The 4,144-nt window shown below is 60.9% G+C and carries 6 protein-coding genes; 4 read left to right on the forward strand and 2 right to left on the reverse strand.

Annotation, left to right across the window (positions count from 1 at the left end; translation table 11 throughout):
- A partial coding sequence (locus tag ACXRVY_RS25565; protein WP_458238583.1) for a hypothetical protein occupies window positions 1-220 on the reverse strand: 220 nt, incomplete at its 3' end.
- On the opposite strand from ACXRVY_RS25565, the gene bkdR reads away from it, so the two are divergent.
- A complete protein-coding gene (bkdR, locus tag ACXRVY_RS25570; RefSeq protein WP_095944115.1) occupies window positions 219-704 on the forward strand; it encodes a Bkd operon transcriptional regulator BkdR in 486 nt (161 codons plus the stop codon). The two genes, ACXRVY_RS25565 and bkdR, sit on opposite strands and share 2 nt — an antisense overlap.
- Window positions 705-813: 109 nt before the next feature.
- On the opposite strand, the gene ACXRVY_RS25575 is transcribed toward bkdR, so the two are convergent.
- The gene (locus tag ACXRVY_RS25575) at window positions 814-1,677 is read right to left on the reverse strand and encodes an MBL fold metallo-hydrolase (protein ID WP_458238584.1); all 864 of its coding nucleotides are present in this window, start codon (window positions 1,675-1,677) and stop codon (window positions 814-816) included.
- 103 nt (window positions 1,678-1,780) lie between these two features.
- Between ACXRVY_RS25575 and ACXRVY_RS25580 the strand changes: the two genes are divergently transcribed.
- From ACXRVY_RS25580 to ACXRVY_RS25590, 3 genes are all read left to right on the forward strand, one after another.
- The gene (locus tag ACXRVY_RS25580) at window positions 1,781-2,122 is read left to right on the forward strand and encodes an ArsR/SmtB family transcription factor (RefSeq protein ID WP_218428678.1); all 342 of its coding nucleotides are present in this window, start codon (window positions 1,781-1,783) and stop codon (window positions 2,120-2,122) included.
- A gap of 136 nt (window positions 2,123-2,258) precedes the next feature.
- Entirely contained in the window at window positions 2,259-3,065 is an 807-nt protein-coding gene (locus tag ACXRVY_RS25585; protein ID WP_458238585.1) for a sulfite exporter TauE/SafE family protein, read from the forward strand.
- Window positions 3,066-3,273: 208 nt separating this feature from the next.
- On the forward strand, window positions 3,274-4,144 hold an 871-nt coding region (locus ACXRVY_RS25590), incomplete at its 3' end, for a porin (RefSeq protein WP_458238586.1).

Consider the following 4,144-nt stretch of genomic DNA (forward strand, 5'->3'; position numbering starts at 1 on the left):
GTGCAGGTGCAGCGGTTCGTACGCTTGGGTCATGGCTTCTACGCTCGATCTTGTGAATTTCTTGTAGTGAGCTGACAGATTTCATTCGGTAGAAGAAATCTTGTCCTACAACAATCATAGGCCCGCCCAAGAAGAATATTTCTCTCTGTTTCGTTGCGCTGAAGATCATTTGCAGATAAAAAACCTGCATAAACATAAAAAACAGGTGGTTTTGTCTCATGCGCAAACTGGACCGTACCGATATCGGCATTCTCAACAGCCTTCAGGAGAACGCGCGCATCACCAACGCCGACCTGGCGCGTTCGGTGAACCTGTCGCCGACGCCGTGTTTCAACCGGGTCAAGGCCATGGAAGAACTGGGGGTGATTCGCGAGCAAGTGACGCTGCTCGATGCCGACTTGCTGGGGCTGCATGTGAACGTGTTCATTCACGTCAGCCTGGAGAAGCAGGTGGAGGAGGCGTTGCAGCATTTCGAGGAGGCGATTTCCGATCGCCCCGAAGTGATGGAGTGCTACCTGATGGCCGGCGACCCGGACTATCTGATCCGGGTGCTGGTGCCGACCATCCAGTCGCTGGAGCGCTTCATGATGGACTTTCTGACCAAGGTGCCGGGGGTGGCGAATATCCGTTCGAGCTTTGCGCTCAAGCAGGTGCGGTACAAGACCGCGCTGCCGTTGCCGGCGAATGGGCTGACGTTGCCGTAGGAGCGAGCTTGCTCGCGAAAAACCTGAGGGCGCCGGGGCGTCAGGTTTTGCGCGTTATCGTTGGCGTTTTTCGTCGGATCGCCGCCCGGAGCAAGCTCGCTCCTACAGGTCAGAGTTGATTCAGGGGGACTTYCAGATACCTGACGCCATTGTCTTCGGCCGGCGGCAAATTCCCCGCCCGCACATTGACCTGGATCGCTGGCAGCAACAGCGTCGGCATGCCCAACCCGGCATCACGCCGGGTGCGCATGTCGACGAAGGCGGCTTCGTCGATGCCGTCGCGCACGTGGATGTTGCTTTTGCGCTGTTCACCCACAGTCGTCATGTATTCGGAGGAACGGCCCTCGGGCGGGTAGTCGTGGCAGACGTACAGGCGCACGCTGGCGGGGAAGGCCAGCAGTTTCTGGATCGAGGCGTACATCTGGTTGGCATTGCCGCCGGGAAAGTCACAGCGCGCGGTGCCCACGTCCGGCATGAACAGCGTGTCGCCGACCAGGATCACATCGTTGCCGATCAGGTAGGCCATGTCCGCCGGGGTATGGCCTGGCACGTGGAGGGCGGTCGCCCTGAGGTTGCCGATCATGAACGATTCGTCGGGGGCGAACAGGTGGTCGAACTGGGAGCCGTCGACGCAAAAGGCCGGCTCCAGATTGAACAGCGCCTTGAACACGTTCTGAACCTTGCTGATCGACTCGCCAATGGCGATTTTGCCGCCAAGCACCCCGCGCAGATACGGCGCCGCAGACAGGTGATCGGCATGGGCGTGGGTTTCCAGCAGCCATTGCACTTGCAAGTGACGGGCGCGAACGAAGGCGATGATTTTGTCGGCCTGGGTGGTCGCCGTACGCCCGGAGGCACCGTCGTAGTCGAGCACGGGGTCGACAATCGCACACTGCCCGCCATCCGCCTCGTAGACCACGTAGCTGTAGGTCGAGGAGGCGGGGTCGAGGAAAGCTTCAATCAGCGCGGGCATGGACACGGACCTGTACGGGGGTAGAAAAGTCAGTCATGGGTTGCAACACTTTATGTAAAAACATAATGTTCACAGCTTAAGTGACGTTGAAGGCATCCTGCAAATGCAATCCAGTCTGACCGAATGCGAAGTCGCTCAACTGCGCGCCTCGGCCTCCAAGGCGTGTGCGCTGCTCAAGGCCCTGGCCAATGAAGATCGCCTGTTGATCCTGTGCCAGTTGACCCAGGGTGAGCGCAACGTAGGCGATCTGGAAAAAATGACCGGCGTGCGTCAACCGACCCTGTCCCAGCAATTGGGCATCCTGCGCGATGAAGGACTGGTCGCGACCCGTCGTGAAGGCAAGTACATTTTTTACGGTCTCGCCAGTCACGAAGTGATCCAGGTGATGAAAACCCTCTCCGGGCTGTATTGCGGGGCAGTGCTTAAAAGCTGGGTACAACCTTAAATGCCAGCAAACACACAGAACCTGTAGGAGCGGTGGCACGGCGGATATGGGCCTTGTCGCCAGCCTGCTCAAGCGTAGCCCGCATCTGAACATCACCGTGATCGAACCCGACTCCCGGCACTACTGAGAACTCCCTATGTTGCTGGCAAGTCTGTTTGGCGTAGTGATGGGGTTGGTGCTCGGCTTGACCGGCGCTGGTGGCGGTATCCTTGCGGTCCCGGCCCTGGTGTTGGGGTTGGGCTGGAGCATGACCCAGGCCGCTCCGGTGGCGTTGTTCGCGGTGGGCAGTGCGGCAGCGGTCGGCGCCATCGACGGCTTGCGCCATGGCCTGGTGCGGTATCGCGCAGCGCTGCTGATCGCGGCGCTGGGCGCGGTGTTTTCGCCCCTGGGCATCTACTTCGCCCACCGGTTGCCGGAAAAAATCCTGATGATCCTGTTCAGCCTGCTGATGGTCGTGGTGGCCGGGCGGATGTTGCGTCGTGAGCGCAAGGACGAGGGCCCCAGCGATCACGGTCACGCCAACTGGGGCCAGAAGAACTGCATGCTCGATCAACAGACCGGACGCTTTTCCTGGACCGCCAAATGCACTGCGACCCTCGCCGCGCTCGGGGCAGTAACCGGCGTGGTCTCGGGATTGCTGGGGGTGGGCGGCGGTTTTCTGATCGTCCCGGCGTTCAAGCAACTGACCGATGTGCAGATGCGCGGGATCATCGCCACCTCGCTGATGGTGATCAGCCTGATTTCCGCCATCGGCGTGATCGGCGCCTTCCAGGCCGGGGTGCGCATCGACGGTTCGGGCATTGCCTTCATCGTCTCAAGCATCGTCGGCATGATCATCGGCCGCAAGCTCTGCGCCCGGGTGCCGGCGCGGGCGTTGCAGGTCGGGTTTGCCAGCAGCTGCGTCGTGGTCGCCGCCTACATGCTGTTCAGGGCCAACGCCTGACCGGTACCGGTGCCTGTGGACGCCACTCGGGTCCACAGGCCTACACCCTAAGTGGCGAGCCTCGCCGACCAGCGGTCTTACGCCATAGTGGTCACGCACCGCCGGCTCATCCAAAGCACCTGAAAACCAGCCCCAAGGCAGCGTATGGCGCCGCCGGTCAGGTTTCGATAATCGCCTCCGACACTCAGTCCCCGTTTCGGAGCGCGCCATGCACAACAATAAGAACGTCACGCATCGTTTTCTGCCTGCCTTCATCGCCAGCCTGTCTGCCCTTGGCCTGAGCCAGGTGGCGGAGGCGGATATCATGCTGTACGACAAGGACCAGACCACGTTCTCCACCRACGGCTACATCAACGCCTTCTACGTGAACAGCGATGTCGACCGCGCCGGCGAGCAGTTCGACCGTCGACAGTCACGGGTGAAGATGGGCTTTTTGCCCAACTATCTGGGGTTYAACATGGGCAAGCAGGTAGACGATCTCAAACTCGGCGCCCGTGCCTCGTTCTGGGTCACCATCAACGACAGCCAGACCAACGGCACCGACACCGCCATCGATGTGCGGCAGTTCTTCGGCACCGTGGCCAACCCGGAGTGGGGCGAAGTGCTGATTGGCAAAGACTTCGGGCTGTTCGCCCGTTCCAACATCCTGCTCGACGAAATGCTCGCCGGTTACGGTCAGGTCAGCGATACGTTGGGGCTGGTGGATGGCGGCGGGGTGTCGTTCGGCAACATCGGCACCGGTTACCCGTATCCGTTCCCGACCTCGCAGATCACCTATCGCACCCCGGTGATGGACGGTCTGCGTGTGGCGGTCGGCATCATGGACCCGGTGGACACCAACGACAGCAGCCCGACGGGCAAGGCCTATCAGGAAAACCCGCGTACCGAGAGCGAGGTCACCTACCAGTTCGACCTGGCCGGGGCAAAGATCTACAGCTGGGTCAACGGCAGCTACCAGACCTCGGACAACACCGATTCCACGGTCGAGACCGTCACCTCGAAGGGAGTCGGTTATGGGGTGCAGGCGAAGATGGGCGGCTTGTCCCTCACCGGGTCCGGTTTCCAGGCCAAGGGCATCA

The sequence above is a fragment of the Pseudomonas sp. P5_A2_2 genome (assembly GCF_054177685.1).

What these genes read in the sequence shown, in the direction of transcription:
- bkdR (WP_095944115.1), top strand. Translation starts at nt 219, where the DNA reads ATGCGCAAACTGGACCGTACCGATATCGGCATTCTCAACAGCCTTCAG.
- ACXRVY_RS25580 (WP_218428678.1), top strand. Translation starts at nt 1,781, where the DNA reads ATGCAATCCAGTCTGACCGAATGCGAAGTCGCTCAACTGCGCGCCTCG.
- ACXRVY_RS25585 (WP_458238585.1), top strand. Translation starts at nt 2,259, where the DNA reads ATGTTGCTGGCAAGTCTGTTTGGCGTAGTGATGGGGTTGGTGCTCGGC.